This window comes from Marinobacter subterrani, assembly GCF_001045555.1.
In the GTDB taxonomy this organism is placed as follows: domain Bacteria; phylum Pseudomonadota; class Gammaproteobacteria; order Pseudomonadales; family Oleiphilaceae; genus Marinobacter; species Marinobacter subterrani.
Window position 1 is genome coordinate 3,077,847 of the sequence record NZ_LFBU01000001.1, and the last position, 15,736, is coordinate 3,093,582.

At 61.0% G+C, this 15,736-nt stretch carries 12 protein-coding genes and 2 pseudogenes; 6 read left to right on the forward strand and 8 right to left on the reverse strand.

The genetic code is table 11. The features are described from left to right. The first annotated feature begins 192 nt into the window (after nucleotides 1-192). The 3 genes and pseudogenes from msub_RS14340 to msub_RS14350 all read left to right on the forward strand — a co-directional run bounded on the left by msub_RS14340 (nucleotide 193) and on the right by msub_RS14350 (nucleotide 4,259). Nucleotides 193-2,515, forward strand: a pseudogene (locus msub_RS14340) (ATP-dependent helicase). Nucleotides 2,516-2,678: 163 nt separating this feature from the next. Then, a complete protein-coding gene (locus tag msub_RS14345; RefSeq protein WP_048496639.1) occupies nucleotides 2,679-3,884 on the forward strand; it encodes an OmpA family protein in 1,206 nt (401 codons plus the stop codon). 75 nt (nucleotides 3,885-3,959) lie between these two features. Beyond that, nucleotides 3,960-4,259 (forward strand): hypothetical protein, encoded by a 300-nt coding sequence (locus tag msub_RS14350; RefSeq protein ID WP_048496640.1) that lies wholly within the window; start codon nucleotides 3,960-3,962, stop codon nucleotides 4,257-4,259. Here msub_RS14350 and msub_RS14355 read toward each other — a convergent pair. Beyond that, on the reverse strand, nucleotides 4,216-5,490 hold the full coding sequence (locus msub_RS14355; protein WP_048496641.1) for a methyltransferase: 1,275 nt from the start codon (nucleotides 5,488-5,490) through the stop codon (nucleotides 4,216-4,218). The genes msub_RS14350 and msub_RS14355 overlap by 44 nt on opposite strands. Here msub_RS14355 and msub_RS14360 point away from each other — a divergent pair. Beyond that, nucleotides 5,489-6,211, forward strand: coding sequence for a tRNA/rRNA methyltransferase (locus msub_RS14360; protein ID WP_048496642.1), 723 nt, complete (start codon nucleotides 5,489-5,491; stop codon nucleotides 6,209-6,211). The genes msub_RS14355 and msub_RS14360 overlap by 2 nt on opposite strands. Nucleotides 6,212-6,367: 156 nt before the next feature. Here msub_RS14360 and msub_RS14365 read toward each other — a convergent pair whose 3' ends face one another. Continuing rightward, nucleotides 6,368-7,816 (reverse strand): D-amino acid dehydrogenase, encoded by a 1,449-nt coding sequence (locus msub_RS14365; protein ID WP_227506814.1) that lies wholly within the window; start codon nucleotides 7,814-7,816, stop codon nucleotides 6,368-6,370. Beyond that, nucleotides 7,750-8,508 (reverse strand): annotated as a pseudogene (locus msub_RS14370) (polyphosphate kinase); the annotation flags it as partial. The gene msub_RS14365 and the pseudogene msub_RS14370, both read right to left, overlap by 67 nt. Before the next feature lie 111 nt (nucleotides 8,509-8,619). Here msub_RS14370 and msub_RS14375 point away from each other — a divergent pair. Both msub_RS14375 and msub_RS14380 read left to right on the forward strand, forming a co-directional pair. After that, complete coding sequence (locus tag msub_RS14375; RefSeq protein WP_048496645.1) at nucleotides 8,620-9,429, forward strand: TatD family hydrolase; 810 nt, start codon at nucleotides 8,620-8,622, stop codon at nucleotides 9,427-9,429. Then, on the forward strand, nucleotides 9,426-10,634 hold the full coding sequence (locus msub_RS14380; protein WP_048496646.1) for an HD-GYP domain-containing protein: 1,209 nt from the start codon (nucleotides 9,426-9,428) through the stop codon (nucleotides 10,632-10,634). Before msub_RS14375 ends, msub_RS14380 begins: the two co-directional genes overlap by 4 nt. Nucleotides 10,635-10,726: 92 nt before the next feature. On the opposite strand, the gene msub_RS14385 is transcribed toward msub_RS14380, so the two are convergent. The 5 genes from msub_RS14385 to msub_RS14405 form a co-directional block, all read right to left on the reverse strand. Then, a complete protein-coding gene (locus msub_RS14385; protein ID WP_048496647.1) occupies nucleotides 10,727-13,000 on the reverse strand; it encodes a PhnD/SsuA/transferrin family substrate-binding protein in 2,274 nt (757 codons plus the stop codon). Beyond that, entirely contained in the window at nucleotides 12,997-13,956 is a 960-nt protein-coding gene (locus msub_RS14390) for an ABC transporter substrate-binding protein (protein ID WP_048496648.1), read from the reverse strand. Before msub_RS14390 ends, msub_RS14385 begins: the two co-directional genes overlap by 4 nt. A 106-nt stretch (nucleotides 13,957-14,062) precedes the next feature. Next, nucleotides 14,063-14,971 carry a lysine exporter LysO family protein gene (locus msub_RS14395; protein ID WP_048496649.1) on the reverse strand — a complete coding sequence of 303 codons (909 nt, stop codon included), beginning with the start codon at nucleotides 14,969-14,971 and terminating at the stop codon, nucleotides 14,063-14,065. A 28-nt stretch (nucleotides 14,972-14,999) separates the two neighbouring features. After that, a complete protein-coding gene (locus tag msub_RS14400; RefSeq protein WP_048496650.1) occupies nucleotides 15,000-15,371 on the reverse strand; it encodes a PA4575 family protein in 372 nt (123 codons plus the stop codon). A gap of 12 nt (nucleotides 15,372-15,383) precedes the next feature. Next, a complete protein-coding gene (locus msub_RS14405; RefSeq protein ID WP_048497138.1) occupies nucleotides 15,384-15,704 on the reverse strand; it encodes a DUF2288 domain-containing protein in 321 nt (106 codons plus the stop codon). Between the last annotated feature and the right edge of the window lie 32 nt (nucleotides 15,705-15,736).

Sequence of the window (15,736 nt, forward strand, 5' to 3'; positions counted from 1 at the left end):
TTCAGACCTTTTGGTTTGGGAGTTAGCGGGGTCTGGGCACACTTTCCAAAACACGCTCCTTACGGCCCATCCATGGGGCGCTTGGGCTCCGCCATCCATGGCTCCGCACAGTTTTGGAAAGTGTGCCCAGACACCGCCGTCAAACTTGGGAGCTGGAGTCTTCAATTATCGCTAATTGCTCTGAAATCAATTATGCGGGAGCGGTATCCGCTCTACCAGCAGAGCCGTTACAATACCGGCCATGCCGACCGAACCCCAAATTCCTGATACCACCAACCTTCCGGATTACCTCACCGATGAGCAGCGGGCGATTATTACCGCGGGCTTCGAGCATGCGGTGATCACCGCTGTGGCCGGCAGTGGCAAGACGTCGACCCTGGCCTGGCGAATTCGCTATCTGCTGGAGCAGGGGCATGATCCGGACCGGGTGCTGGTGTTGATGTTCAACCGGAGCGCCCGGGTGGATTTCGAGCGCAAGCTGCAGGGGGTCTGCTCGCAGACCGGGCTGGCGCTGCCGGAGATCCGGACCTATCACGCCATGGGTCTGCGGCTGTACAAGCGGTTTGTCCGTGAGGGCTACCTGCCGGGGTTTTCGGAGAAGATTCTGACCGAGCAGGAGATCAGTTTTCAGGCCTGGCAGTTAACGCGGAGGCTGGCGCCGGAGGATCTGGCGGACGAGATCCGCCGCAACAAGAAGGATTTTGTCGAAACGGCGACGGGGTTTATTGATCTGGTAAAGACGACGCTGTCGCCGGCCGAGATTGTGTTTGACGAGCTGGGGTATTCGGACAAGCACAAGTATCTGGTTGATTTGTTCCACAGCTTTGAGCAATGGCGCAAGGGCCAGGGGCGGATCAGTTATGCGGATATGCTGTATGAGCCGGTGATGGCGATTCACCAGAACCCGCCGTTGCAGCGGCTGGTGGGCAACAAGATGGACCTGATTCTGGTGGATGAGTACCAGGATACCAATGAGATCCAGCATCTTTTGCTACGGTACGTGGCCGGTGACAGGGCCCGGGTGACGGTCGTCGGGGACCCGGACCAGACCATCTACGAGTTCCGGGGCGCGAAGCCGGAGTTTATTCTCAAACGGTTCAGCGATGAGTTTGAAAGCCCACTGGAGCAGACGCTGAGTTACACCTTCCGTTACGGCCATCGGGTGGCGCTGCTGGCCAACCATCTGATCTGTCATAACACCGGGCGCAAGAATGTGCTCTGCCATGCGCACCCTTCCACGCCGCCGACGGAGATTTCCCTGCACCGGGCCGAGAGTGATGCGGATACGGTCCTGCAGATTCTGACAAACCAGTCTGAGACGGACCTGACAGGCACGGCGATTCTGTTCCGGGTCTGGAGCCAGAGCGTACCCATCGAGCTGCAGCTGCTGGCCCGGCAGATTCCCTATCGGATCGATGCCGGCAAGGGTGCGTTGTTCAGCCGGGAGGTGCAGGCCATTACCGCCTTACTGGTGGTGGTTACAGGTAAACTGGAGAAGCTGCCGGACGAGGACCGGCTGGAGCTGGCCAGGCAGCTGTTGCGGTTTCCCCACGTCGGGCTGAAGGAGCCGGAGCTGGAGCAGCTGGCGCGATTTCTCTCGGGGTTTGCCGGTGGCTGGCACGAGCGATTGCTGGCGCTGGATTTTGACGCCCTGGCGCCGATGGCGGCCCGCAAGCTTCGGAAACTGGGCGAGGTGCTGGCCCAGCTGCGCAGTTATGGCGGGCCAGTGGCGGGGCTGATCAGCGTTTACGCCGAACATACCGATCTCTATGAGGGCATTCGGAGCCTGGCGTTAACCCACGAAAGCGCCGAGGAACGGATCGATACCGTTCAAGGGTTCCGGCAGTACCTGAAAAGCCTCAATGTCACCGCAGACGGTGCCCTGGCGCACCTGAACGCCCTGAAGCAGCAGGCCGGCACCAAACAGGCCGGCGGTGTTCTGTTGTCGACCATCCATCGCACCAAGGGGCTGGAGTGGCCCACAGTGATCATTCCCGGCCTTCAGGAGAAGTATCTGCCCTACACACCCCGGCCCCAGGACAATGCGCGAGCGTTCCTGGAGAGTGAACGGCGGTTGTTGTATGTGGCCATGACCCGCACCCGCCAGCACCTGCATCTGATCACCCGGCCTGGTAGCAATCAGCCCCACCTTGATGGCGACCAGGGACCCAGCCGTTTTGTCGAGGAATGCTGTTTTGAACTGGCCGGGGAGTTCGGGCAATGGCTGGATCAACGCAACCCCGCCGACACCGCCAAAGTGAACATCAGTGCACCGCTGACCCCGGTCAGCCAGCGTTATGCCAGCCGGGAAAATGTCATCCTGGAAGGCGAATCCGCGGTATCCGCCAGTTCGATGGAACCCCTCTGGCACCATACACGTCTGAGTCACGCCATTTTCGGCCCCGGGTCAGTGGTGACCGAGGACGAAAACTCGTTTGAAGTGCATTTCGATAACGGCGAGACCCTGAACTTCAGCAAGAAAAGTGCGCACCTGTACTTTACCGCTCTGACCTGAATTGGTTCCGGGCACGTATGGAATGGCAAGGTACAATTGCTTACGTAACAACGTGTATCAATTTTTTGTTTTTTTTGGCTTACTGGCCTAAATTCGCAGTAAACAAGCACTTTTTATAAAAAGAGAGTGCAGCTCCACATCAATCATGAACAGGAGGTTCTGCATGAACGTCATGCGTCCGATTACCCTGGCTGCCCTGGCCACTGTCCTGGCAACTCCCGCTCTCGCAGATCGTCAGGAAACCATCTACATCAACCCTTTCGCCGGCTACCAACTGTTCGACGATGAGCGTGACCTGAGCGAAACCGGCACCTTCGGTGTGGGCGTGGAATACCGCTTCCAGCCGAACTGGGCGGTGGAAGCACTCTATTCACGGGCCAACGCTGACCGGAAGTACGTGCCCGGCACCTCCGAGTTTGATGAAGTGCGAGTCGATGGCACCTATTACTTTGCCGGCCCGGACGAAGCCTGGAACCCGTATGTGTCCCTGGGCGCCGGCCAGGCCGATTTCGGAACCGACGCCGCCAGCGGTGTGCGTACCGCCGGCACCAATCACGATGAAACCCGGGTCAATGTGGGTACCGGCTTCCGTTACAACGTGAGTGACTCGATTTCTCTGCGGGGCGATCTGCGTGAGTTCCACGGAATTGATGAAAGCACCTTCGACACCCAGGTATCCCTGGGCATCAGCCTTGCGTTTACCCGTACGGTGGCGCAATCGACCGTCAGCATGCCTCAAGACACCGATAATGACGGCGTCCCTGATGCCCGGGATCAGTGCCCGGCGACTATGGCCGAGCGTATTGTTGACGCCAGTGGCTGCGAGCCGGACGCCGATATGGACGCCGTGGCCGATGCCCGCGACGCCTGCCCCAACACACCGCAAAACGTTGATGTAGACGCCCGTGGCTGTGAGCTCGACAGCGATAACGACGGTGTGGCCAACAGCAGCGACGAGTGCCGCGGTACCGCCGCCGGTGTCGAGGTCGAGGCCAATGGCTGCGAGGGTGTGGTCGAGACCATCCAGACGTTTGAAATCGAAGTACAGTTCCCGACCAACAGCTCGGTCATCGGTAACGCCTTTGACAACGAAATCCGCCGGGTCGCCGAGTTCATGAAGGCAAATCCGGAAACCGTCGTGGAAATCGCCGGTCACTCCGACAGCCGCGGTGAAGCTGCCTACAACCAGCTCCTGTCCCAACGTCGTGCCGAGGCTGTTGCCAGCCGCCTGACCGGGCCTCTGGGGATTGATCCGTCACGCGTGAACGCCGTAGGTTATGGTGAGATGCAGCCGGTTGCCTCCAACGACACCGCCGAGGGTCGTGCAGCCAACCGTCGCGTGGAAGCCCGCATTCAGGTTCTCCGCTGAGCAAGGGAGTATCCTGAACCGATGAAAAGGCGCCTGCGGGCGCCTTTTTTCGTTCCGGCTAGAGGCGAGAAACCGATGGTCCAGGCCATGGCCCTGATAACGACTTTGCTGTTGCTGGCAGGACCGGAGCAGGCCGAAGGCACCTGCCGGTTCATCAATTCCACCGATCTGCGCCGGTATCTGGTGCGGGAGCAGGTCGTCCGGGGCATGACCCGGGAACAGGTTCGCCGGGCCTTTGGCAACCCGCCGGAAACCTACATCAACCCCCGGGAGGTCTGGATCTACCAGACCCGCTATTATGGCGCGCTCTACGAACTGACTTACGTTTACTTCAGGGACGGCTGTGTCGAGCGGGTGGAGTACCGCAAACCCTGACCGCGTCCAGCAGCAGGTTGCGTGGCGTCAGCGACCGCTGGCAAAACGCACCCAGCCGGACCCGATAGCCCTGCTCTTCCAGAAAAACCGCATAATCCCGTACCACCCACAGTTCGAGTGGGCGCCGGAACAGATGCCGCACCAGCTCGTAGCGACGAACGCGCTCGAGCCGCCGTTCTCCGAACGCCAGCCAGGCATCAAAGTTGATGTGATCGGGCAGGGTCAGGCGCTTTTTATTGGCCGCCCAGCGGCAGAACGCCGGGAACCCCTGGCTCATCAGCCGCGCCGGGTGGGGCGGTACCGGCAGGTAGGTGTCCTGGCCACGCAGTTCGCGCTGAAGACCGTCAAAGCCCAGGCGCCACTGGCTGACGATGCGGGTGTGCTCCCGCACCCTGGCCGGTGCGGTGACGGTTTCCTGAACCGCCAGCCGCAGATCGTTGCGGTCCAGCTCAAGCCCGTCAGGGTGCGCCTGCGCCCGCGCTGACAGCGGCCGATAGGTCTGCTGGTCGGTAAGGTGGTAGCAGCAGGGCGAGAGACTCAGCCGTGGCAAACCCGACCGGCTGCCCTGCGCCAGCAGGCGCCGGTGCAGATCGCCACAGGCATGCAGGGCGATGCCATGGCGATCGCTCGCAAGCGCCAGACCGGGCGCCATGACATCCTGGCAACGGATCGACACCCGATCCCCGAAGTGCCGGGCCAGTCGGTTACCATCGGCCACCAGTTCCGGGTTCCACTCAAGCCCCTGAACCTCCCCGGGGCAGAGCGGCGCGAGGGTCCGGGAGAGGTGCCCCTTGCCGCAACACCAGTCCAGGGCCGGCTCGGTGAGAGGCACCAGCGCCGCGGCAAAGGCGCCGGCCTGCTGTCGTTTACGGCCGGGCATATCCGTCGCCCGGATTTCCGGCAGAGTGGCTGCCGCGATGTGCCCTGGCGACGGTGACAGCTCGGGCAATTCAACCCGTTCAGAATAATCCGCCAGCGAGGGCAGCCAGCGGGATGCCCGCTCTGCCAATACCTCCGGGCATTCATCGAGGCGGTTGCAGTCGTCATCGGACAGTTCCGCCACAAGGGTCGCCAACTGCGGGTAACGCTCAGCCCAGGCCGGTTCCGGTGTCATGAACGGCGCCGGTTGCCAGAACTCCCGGTGCTGCACCAGCCAGTCGTTCAGCTGCTGCCATCGCTGGTAAAAAGATTCCGCGCCGTGGTGTAAACTCGCCGCCGGAGGTAACGTCATGCAACTGGCCTTTGTACTTGTTGAACCCAAGGTTCCGGAAAATGTCGGAGCGGCCGCCCGCGCCCTGTGCACCATGGGCTTCCGCGAGCTCTGGCTGGTCAATTCGGACCTGCACACCCGCCCGGAAGCCCACTGGCTGGCCCATGGCAGCGACCACATCCTGGACAATGCGCGCATTTTCCCCGATCTGGCTGCGGTAAGAAACTCCGTAGACCTGCTGATGGGTACCTCCGCCAAGACCCGGCACCAGCGCCAGGACTGGCACTCGCCCTCACGCCTGCGGGACGTGCTGGCTATCAAGGGTTCATCCGCAGCCACGGCAGCACTGGTGTTTGGCCGCGAGGACCGGGGGCTGTCCAATGACGAACTGGCGCTGTGCGATCTGCTGACCGGCATTCCCATGAAGGTCGCCTACCCCTCCCTGAATCTTGCCCAGTCCGTGATGCTTTACGCCTGGGAAATGTCCGGGCTTTCCGAAGCTATGGATAACCCGAGTGAGCCTGCCGATGACTATCGTCTTGGGGCCCTCCGCAGCCGGCTCGAAACTCTGCTACCGGAGCTGGACACACCGCCCGGGGGAAAGCTGTCCCACTGGGTTTTCGAGCGGCTACCCTTGTTGTCTGATCGGGATATCGGGTTTGTTCATACGCTGTGCTCGAACATTGAGCGTCAGCTTGGCTCTCAGGCGCGCTCGGCTTCTGAGAAAGAGCCGAACGAATAAGCCCTCCCGGGATACTCCAACGCCCGGGAGTCGGTCTCGTGGCCCTTTCCGGGATTGTCGAAAACCAGGGATGGTTTTCGCCAAGCGTACAGGGACGTATTTACAGCGTATCCCGGAAAGGGCCACCAGACCGGCTCACGCACCGAGTTCGCCGATTTATTCGGAAAACCTCCCAGGCCTGAAGGCATCGAGGCAAATGGCCGGTTCCTCGCCCTCGATTACCTGGGCAATGACATCGGCACTGCCGGCGGACAGGGTCCAGCCGAAAGTGCCATGGCCAGTGTTGAGGTAAAGATTGTCTCGGGGACCTCGCCCAATGATCGCCGGCCCATCCGGTGTCATGGGGCGGAAACCGGTCCAGGTTTCGGCGGCATCAAGATCCGCGCAGCCGGGGAACCGTGATTCTACCGATTTGCGGATCGTCGCCAGCCTCGCCTCTGGAATATCTCTATTGAAGTCCGCCAGTTCGACAAAGCCGGTGGCGCGCAGCCGATTACCCAGGCGGGTAGAGACAACTTTGTAGTTGTCGTCATGGATGGTGGACGTCGGGCCTCGTTTCGGGTCTATCATCGGGACGGTAAGGCTGTAACCTTTCACCGGATAGATGGGCAACTCCAGGCCCAGGGGCTGCACCAGATGATTTGACCAGCACCCGGCGCTGATCACGAAGGCATCCGCTTCCAGGGTCTCCATGATGCCGTCGTCTGTTCTCAGGGTGATGGCACTCACCTGCTGGCCATCGGCAATCAGTTTTTCCGCTTCCACGTTGTAGCGCACCGTCACTCCTTTTGTCTCGCACGCCTTGGCGAGCGCCCGGGAGAACTGGTGACAGTCGCCAGTGCCGTCAGTGTCGTAGCTCAGGGCGCCGTAGAGCGGGCCATTGCCGACCATGCCGGGCTCCGCTTCGCGGACCTGTTCCGGGGTGAGCAGCCGGGAGGGGATCCCCAGCTCGTTCAACAGGCTGTGGGTGACCCGGTAATTTCCCAGAGCTTCCCGCGTGCTGGCCAGGTGCAGCAGGCCCCGGTGGTCGCCATCAAAACTCAGGTCCAGCTCCTGTTCCAGAGCAAGGAAGCGCTCCCGGCTGTGGATGCCGAGGCGCAGCATGGCCCGGCGATTCAGGCCGAACAGGCCCGGAGACCAGGCGTAGCGGAGGGTGGCGAACATGAATTTCAATGTTTCCACGGAGGGCGGAAACCGGAGCTTCAGGGGGCCGTCCGGCTTGAGAATCCAGGGTATGGCCTTGAACACTATGGCCGGATCGGCCCAGGGGTAGACCACACCGTAGGATCGCTGGGCCGCATTCGCCTTGCTGGTCTCGTTTCCCGCCACGCTGTGGCGCTCCAGTACTGTCACCGCATGGCCCCGGCGATTCAGTTCATAGGCGGTGGTCATCCCCACGACGCCACCACCGACAACAACAATGTGCATGTGCCTCTCCATCGAGTTTACTTCACGCCACTTTCGGCCAACAGCCTGCGATAATCGTCGAGTACGGCCTGATCCTCCCTGGGATACTCCGGGGCCAGGTGTTGCAACTGCTCTGCCAGCAACGCCGCCACGATGGCCCGGGCCTGGGGTTTCCGGTCGCCCGGCACCACGAACCAGGGCGCCTGCTCCGTGTGGGTGGCCGCCATGGCCTCTTCGGCAAACACCTGATACTGATGACGTTTTTCCCAGCCGTCGATGTCAGACTTGTCGAACTTCCAGCGTTTTCGCGGCTTGTCCAGACGCTTGACAAGGCGTTCGCGATGCTCGTCTTCCGACAGATTGAGCCAGATTTTGACCAGTGTGGTGCCTTCCTCCACCAGATGATTCTCGAAATTCCGGATCGACCGGTACCGGTTATCCCAGTTATAGCTTTCAGGCGCATGCACCGGCCAGACCCGCTCGGCAATGACCGCCTCGTGGTGACTGCGATTGAACGCCACCATCTCTCCGAAACCCGGCAGGAAGGGCGTCACCCGCCAGAGAAAATCGTGCCGGATTTCGGCGCCCTGTGGCCGGCTGAACGACCAGGCGTGGAAGCCGGCAGGATCGGCGTAGGTCGCCAGGGTGCGGATCAGGCTGTCCTTGCCACTGGTATCCGGGCCGTGGGCGACCAGCAATATCGCCCTGGCCCGGTTGGCCCACAGCCGGCGCTGGTATTCACCAATCTGGCCCAGGCTGGATTCCAGCCCGGGCAGGGCCTTGTCGTCATCATCCAGTTGGGTCGGGTAATCCCGGAACCGGGGCTTCTTCGGGTCGAACAGGAAGGAACTGGCAAATGCCGATAATTTCATCAGGGTGCTCCGTGCCATTGCCTATGAAGGTAATGCAGGTCAACAATCGTACAAGCTGGTAGACTTGCGTGACCAAATTCTCAGAATAGCAGCCAAAACGCTGGTTGCGATGGAGTGTAGTAGCTGGCAATGAGTAAAAAACGTCGCGAGATTCCCGTATTCGATCACCCGATCATCGAGACCCACTGCCACCTCGATTACCTCAAGGATCGCCCCCTGGAGGACACCCTTGAGCAGACCCGGGGCGTGAACATCGAAAAAGTGATCACCATTGCGGTGTCTCCGGACAACCTGGCCCGTGTCCGCGAACTCAGCCAGATTGCACCCTGGATTTACGGTACCCAGGGGATTCATCCCCATGATGCGGAAGGCTATTCCGATGAGGTCGAGGTCGAAATCCGCGCCCATGCCGGTGACGAGAAAATCGTCGCCGTGGGTGAAATCGGCCTGGACTATTTCTACGACAACGCCGATCGCGAAATTCAGCGGGAGGTGTTCCGGCGCCAGCTGCAGATCGCCTGCGATACCGACCGGCCGGTGGTCATTCACAGCCGGGAAGCGGACGACGACACCATCGCCATTCTCGGTGAGTTTGAAGACAGCCTCAAACGCCGGGGCGTGATCCACAGTTTCACCTCCGGACCGGGGCTTGCCCGCTATGCCCTGGATCAGGGCTGGTGCCTGGGCTTCAACGGCATCACCACCTTCAACAAGGCGGAGAATGTTCGGGACATCGTGCGCATGGCCCCCATCGAGCAGATCCTGCTGGAAACGGACTCGCCCTTCCTCACCCCGGTTCCCTACCGTGGGAGGGAAAACGCGCCCTTTTACCTGCCCTTTGTTGCCGAGAAAATCGCGGAGGTGAAAGCACTGCCTCTGGACGAGGTGATTGGCATGACCTATCAGAACAGCTTAAGGACGTTTTTCCCCGGCGAATGATCAAGCGCGTCCCTATCTCGGCACTGAAGGTTGGCATGTACATCGCCGACCTGAACAACGACTGGATTCCTCATAACGCCCAGCGCAAGCGCGGTGTGATCAAAAAAGACGAAACCATCGAGAAAATCCGCCGGATGGGCGTGCAATTCGTCTATATCGACGCCTCGAAAGGCATTGATACCCAGGATGCCGAAACCGCCGCGGAAGTGGATCGCAGAAACGAATCAGCCCTTCAGCGGGCGGGCGAAAAGGCACCGGGCCTGCGGCCGCATGTTCCGCTTGCCGAAGAAATCGTGATTGCCCAGCGGATTCACAGCCAGGCCCAGGGGCTGGTGGGCGATTTCATGACCAACGTCAAGATGGGCACTGCCATCGACATTGCGCCGATTCATGGGCTGGCCCAGGAGCTCCAGCATTCGGTGTTCCGCAATGCCAACGCCCTGAGCTGTCTGGGCCGCATCCGGGAAAAAGACAATTACCTGCTCGAGCACTCGGTCAATCTCAGCGTACTGATGTCCCTGTTCGGCAATCATCGCGGGTTGTCGGCCGATGTGCTGCACCAGACCATCGTGGGCGCCCTGCTCCACGACCTCGGCAAGATCCTGACCCCGGACGAGATTCTGCACAAACCGGGGCGCCTGAGCCCGGAAGAGTTCGAGGTGATGAAGCTTCACGCCCGGCATTCCAGGGACATTCTCGCCACCACCGAGGGTATTGGCGAACTGGCCGTGATCACCGCCGCCCAGCACCATGAGCGCCTGGACGGCACCGGCTATCCCGAAGGCCTCAAGGGCGAGGAAATTTCCGAGTATGGCCGGATGGTTGCCATTACCGATGTCTACGACGCCATCACGGCGGATCGGGTCTACCACAAGGGCATGACTCCGACACAGGGTCTGAAAAAGCTGCTGGAGTGGAGCGGTGATCACCTGGACCCGCTGCTGGTCCGGCAGTTTATCCGCTGCATTGGTCTTTACCCGGTCGGCTCCATGGTGCTGCTGGAAAGCGGCCGGCTAGGCGTGGTGGTGGAAACCAACGAGGCCGACCAGCGATTGCCGACGGTCCGGGTGATGTACCATACGAAGTTCCGGATGCCGATCACGGTAGAAACCATTGAACTGGCGAAACCCGGCACCCAGGATCGCATCCTGCGGGCCGTGGACCCGGACGAATACAGAATCGATGTCCGGAAATTTCTGGTCTGATCACCGGGCCGGACCAGTATCCTGCCGGTGATGCTGTGGGTTGTTGCACTATTGACAAAATTGAGTGGGAGTCCGGCGGCGGATGGAGCGGATCAGGAAGCGGTGTCGGTAAATCGCAAGTAGCGATTACGGCCTTCACGCTTGGCCTGGTACATGGCCTGGTCTGCCTGGCGCAGTAATTGATCGCCGTCCAGGTCAGTGGCTTGCGGGAACAGCGTGTAGCCGGCGCTGGCCGACACCTCGACGCTGTGGTCCGCCACCCAGGCCGGCTCGGCCACCCGGGCAAGCAGACGTGCCAGCAGGGCCTCAAGTAACGCCTCATCCGGCACGTTCATGATAATGGCCGCGAATTCGTCACCACCCAGCCGGGCCAGGGTGTCCTCTTCCCTCAGTGTCGTGCGCATGCGTGCGGCAAGCTCGACCAGCAACTGGTCACCGGCCTCATGGCCGAAGGCGTCGTTGACCGGTTTGAACTCGTCCAGATCAATATAGACCACCACCAGCTTGCCGCCCTGCCGCCGGGTCAGGGCCATGGCCTGCTGCAGCCGGTCGGCAAACAGAACCCGGTTCGGCAACCCTGTCAGGGCATCGTAGTGGGCCATCACCCGGAGTTTCTGCTCATTTTCCTTGAGTCGGGTAATGTCACTGAAAATGCCGACAAAATGAGAGACATTGCCATGATCGTTACGGACACTGCTGATGGTCATCGACAGGGCCAGCGGCTCGCCGTTGTGCCGCTTGCTGGCAAACTCACCGGTCCAGAAACTCTGGCTGCGGGCACTGGCAAAGACAGAGCTCCCCTCATCCAGCGGCAGCGGCGGCAAACGGCTGATCGCCCGACTCCGCGGCCGGCCGGTGATGGCAAGATAGGCGTCGTTTACATCGATCACCATGCCGTAACTGTCGGTTATGAAAATGGCCTCCCGGGCGTATTCGAAAACGCTGGCGGCAAGACGCAGGCGCTGCTCGGCCTGTTTTCGCCGGGTAATGTCGTACCAGGAGCACAGGATAAAGGCTTCCCGTTCACCCTCACCGTGAACCGGCGCCATGGTAATTTCGACCCAGACCTCGGAACCATCGGAGCGGTTGAGCACCCATTCACATTGTTCGACGTAACCATCGCCTGTCCGGGTAATGATTTTCTCCATCTTGTGCCGGGATGTCTGCCCATCGGGCTGGAGTTCTGGAGAGAAAACGGCAGGACTCTTACCGAAAATCGACGCACTGGAGGTATACCGGAGCAGTTCGACAGCGGCCCGGTTGGCATCGAAAAACACACCATCCTTTATCAGCAAGGCCGGCTGCGGCCAACCGGAGACCAGCCGCCTCAGGCGCTTCTGCTCCGAGGCAAGCTGGCGTTTGCTGCGGGCCAGCCAGAGCGAACTGGCAAGCAGCAGGGTGAGCAGAACCGCGATGGTAAATACCCAGAGGCGATACTGGTGCAGAACATCCATCCAGGTAACCCTTGGCATCTGGTCGTAGGGCGCCACGCGCAGGGTCCGGGCCAGGTACTCCACGGACTGATAATCCGCCGGCGGGGAAAACCCGGTAATGCCGGCCGCCACCGCCACTTCGTCTTCCGGTTCAATGGCAAACAACGCCGACGCAACCTTCCGGATAACCCGCTCATTGACATGCGGCAAAGCCACCACCGGCCATTCGGGGTAAAGCCGGGTAGAGACCGCATAGGGAAAACCGGCCAGTTCCTGGCGGTTGAGGATTTTGATTTCACGAAACAGATCGGGGTTGTCTTTGGCCATTTGCTCGAGGATGCCGGTGCGCACAAACCCGACGTCGGCATCGCCAGCCAATACCGCCCGGACCACCCGGTCATGGGTACCGAGAAACCGCACCAGGTTCACCTTGCGAATATCAATACCGGCATCCTGCAATTCCAGGACCTGGGCCTGGAAGCCTCCCAGAAAATGCATGCCCGGTGAGGCGATGCTTTTGCTCCGCAGATCGGCGAGGCTGTTGATATCCTGGCGCTGGGCACCGGTGAAAATGACGCCGCCCAGACTGGAGGTGGAGTCATCGCCGGAACGTCGAACCAGCGTCGCCAGGACACCGGTCAGGCTTCGCTCACTGCGGATCAGCAGGAAGTGGCTCGGATTGGTCAGAAAAAAATCAAGCTCATTGGCGGCCACGGCGCGGTTCATGTTGTCCTGGCTGAGCACTTGCAGCTTTACCTCTGCGCCCAGCTCGCGGGAGAGATAACGGGCCAGGGGCTCAAAGCGCTCGCGGACAATGTTGTCGGGCCGATAGGCAAAAACGCCGAATGTCAGGGTTTCCCGGGCGCTGGCCAGGCTGGCGGCGAGGCTCCCGATGACAGCCAGCAGGATCAGGAGGCAGCGGCGGAGCTTCACGGCAGGCTCCCTGGGAGAAATGACGGATCACACAAACGCCGGAAACCCGGCTCCTTCCGGATCATCCCGGTTCTTAGCATCAGTTCCGATAACGAACGGGCCATGGCTTCCACCCGGCCGGCTCCGGAAAGATAGCGCTGATTCGCGGCCAGATCCGGCAGCATCACGGTCGCCAGAGCGCTCCTGACATCCTCTGGCCGGACCCCCTGGTGGCTTGCCACCCGATACACCGAATCGTGCATGCTACGAACCAGATGCCGTAACCCTTTGAAGTGGGCCATCACCAAGTCCCGAACCGCAGCCGGATTTGCCTCCGCTGTATCCCGGGTTACTACCAGCAGGTCAAAAATGGTTTCCGGCATATCACTGCTGTCAAAAAGCCGGACACCCCCTTCCCGCTCCAGTTTCGTCGCGATCGGCTCATAGCTGACCGATGCATCGACCTCACCCCGGGACCAGGCCCCAACATGCTCGTTGACCGGCAGATCGACCGGGACCATATCGCTCCGGGCGAGACCGGCCAGCTCCAGAATCTTCAGCAACATGATGCCGGAGACCCCGTTTGTTTCGACGGCAATCCGTTTACCCCGAAGTTCCGACAGGTCAGTGATCGAAGGCCGGACGATCAGGGCATCCGCGCCGGCAGAGACATCGGCCACGGCGACCGCAACCAGCTCCTTGCCTTTTGACCAGACCCGGATGGTTTCATCGAGCGTGAGCGCGGCACCCTGCAGTTTGCCGGACAGCAGCCCGGCCATGGAATCTTTTGACGAGGCGCCGGAGCTCAGAATCACCGACTCCGGCAACCAGCCGAAATCCTTGGCCAGATACAGCGGTTCGTATCCGATCCACGGGTGGATCCCGAACGCCAGGGGCACCGGTTTGCTGCAACCGGGCAATCCGGCTGCAGAGAGGCCGGCGGCGACCGACAAACCAAGAAAGTCACGACGCTGCATCGGTATTACCGGGCAAAGAGGGGAAAATTAACTTTTATCAATCTGTATTAGTTTACTGTGAGACATATTACCGGGAAAACCGCAATTTGCCTTGCATCGCGTCAATTTATCCCAGAGACAGAAAGATCCCCATCAGCACCGGCGACAGGAACGACAGCAGAAAACCGGAAGCAATGGCCACGGGCACGCAAGCCAGGCCACCGCTGCTACGGATCACCGGCAGGGTGAAATCCATGGCGGTTGCGCCGCCATAGCCAATGGCCATTGCCGGCCGGCCGGATATCAGGACGGGAATGATGGCCAGGGCGACAATTTCCCTCAGAACGTCGTTCAGGAAGGCAACCCCGCCCCAGGCCGGCCCCAACGCATCCCCAATCACAATGCCGGACAGCGAATACCAGCCGAAACCGGACGCCAGCGCCAGGGTGTCGTGCCAGGGCAGGCCCAGCCAGGGCATGAGTGCGACCCCGGCCACCAGGGAACTGAGGGTCAGAGAGAGCGCAATACCCAGACCTTGGCGGTTCATCAGCAGTTTGCGCAGTGACAGGCCGGCGTTGCGCAACTGCAACCCGATGAGAAAAAGCAGCAGCATCAGGGCCCAGGTTGCCACCTGCTCCGCCATCGGCATGTCGGGCAACAGGTAATACCCGGCAAGCAGGCCGGCCACCACGGCCAGCAAAGGTTTGAGGCCGGCGAGAAACAGCCTGCGATAACCCGGGCTGACGTCGCCCTCCGGGCGTTCAAGCTCCAGCGGCTGCCAGCGGTGAAACAGCCACAGGCCGACCATGTTTGCCACAAACAGCGCCAGTACCAGAGCCAGCACCTGCCCGGCCATGCCGCCAAGCTGGGACGCCAGCCCCTCCATCTGGCCGAGACCAAGGCCGAGCAATGCCAGGATGAAATAAACCAGGGCCTCGACCGTGTAATGAATCACGGTAATCAGTCTGCGGTTTTCAAGGCACAGGGCGAACCCCAGAAACAGGGGTGCCAGAATCAGCAATGCACCGGTCAGCATGGTGTCCTCGAATCAGGAAAAGGGGAAGTCAGACCAGGGGTTGGAACGGGTCAGCGTCGGCGTCAGGGGTGACCGCCTGTGCCTCACCGGCGGCTCCGATGGTGCGCGCCAGCCGCTGGGCGACAACGGACCAGACTACATAGTCACCGGGACAGGGCTCGTACCCCTTGCCCATCATGGTGCCGGCCACACTGCGCAACACCGATTCGGCGCGGGCCTGGGTTTTCCAGGGCCCCCGGCAGAACTGGCCGTCGGGCCGGCCGCGCTCTGGCCCCGCCAGCGCCACCAGCCCCCAGAGACCCTCGCCGACGGGCCGAATATGCAGCTCAATGCGGTGGTCCTCCAGAGCCATCACCAGCTCCCGGAGCGGGCCGCGGCCGTGGAAATAGTGCAGTTTCATGGTAATGGGCGGTCAGTGCAGCACATGGCCGGACCGATCCTGAACGAGAATCCAGGGCGCGATAACCACGGCCCACAGCTCGGCATTGCGATCGTACCATCCTTGCGCGGTGTCGGGTGCCACCTCGCCTACCCGGCCGTCCTTCATCCACTGCTCGAAACGGGTTTTGTTATCAGCCGCCAGCTCGGTCGCAACATCCAGCAGATCCAGCTCCGGCGCCACCCTGACAACCTGGCCCCGGGCAAAATAGGTTTGCAGGTCGTGCCATAGGATGCGGGAAGTCTCAAGATTCAGCTTGGCTTTCAGTTCGTCCCGGGACGGGGTGGATGACATGGTTACCTCTTTCATCAAACGATGGCTCAGGC